Genomic DNA, 714 nt, shown 5'->3' on the forward strand with positions numbered 1-714 from the left:
ATTATCCAGCCCACTCTATGAATAGGCTGTGTGATGAACTACTTGAATAGACTCAATGCCTCTTGAGCATTGCGAATGGATTTATCAGTTCTGGCCACAACACCGGACTCGGTTTGCACGAGTTTGTATTGATCCTTGAACAGCTCAAACTTGAGTGTGTCATCACCGATAAACTCAATGGCCTTTTGTGCCGCTGCCGTGTCGTTCATTACCAGTCGGAGTATCTCCAACCTCATTCGTTGCGATGGTGTTAATTCTGTCATTTGGAATTTCCTGCTATGTATTGAAATATAACCCCGTGCAATCTCGACATCTCGGTAGTCGAAAACCTATACAAACCTCTATCAAGCACCCCTTTTCGGATGCTTTGCAGAATTTTGTAAAATCAGAATCGGTTAATCCGCTTATGCAGAATCTCAGAATATGCTTTCATTACTGATAGCTGCATAGCTAGCAGAACGCGATCAGTCTCGTCTAACCCGTTATAGATGGCACCACCGATGAAATCAGATAACTTTTCAATCTTCTCATCGAGTTCTGTTAGCTCATCTATGACGCGTTGTTGGTGTGGTTGCATGATGTTTTCTCCGATCACTTAAAACAAAAATGCCACCCGCGTTAACGGATGGCATGGGGTATTCCTTTAACCACTCAAGGGAATGGGCAAAGAAATATTGATTTTAATTTCAGACGTTAACTAATTGTTAAGTATTA

General features: G+C 41.9%; 2 protein-coding genes. Both read right to left on the reverse strand.

Annotated elements, in window-relative coordinates; genetic code table 11:
* Positions 1–38: 38 nt before the first annotated feature.
* Positions 39–263, reverse strand: coding sequence for a DUF2560 family protein (locus NXS07_RS20545; protein WP_038218577.1), 225 nt, complete (start codon positions 261–263; stop codon positions 39–41).
* A gap of 122 nt (positions 264–385) precedes the next feature.
* A complete protein-coding gene (locus NXS07_RS20550; RefSeq protein ID WP_038218575.1) occupies positions 386–577 on the reverse strand; it encodes a crAss001_48 related protein in 192 nt (63 codons plus the stop codon).
* Between the last annotated feature and the right edge of the window lie 137 nt (positions 578–714).

This window comes from Xenorhabdus bovienii (assembly GCF_024721015.1).
GTDB classification, from domain to species: Bacteria; Pseudomonadota; Gammaproteobacteria; order Enterobacterales; family Enterobacteriaceae; genus Xenorhabdus; species Xenorhabdus bovienii.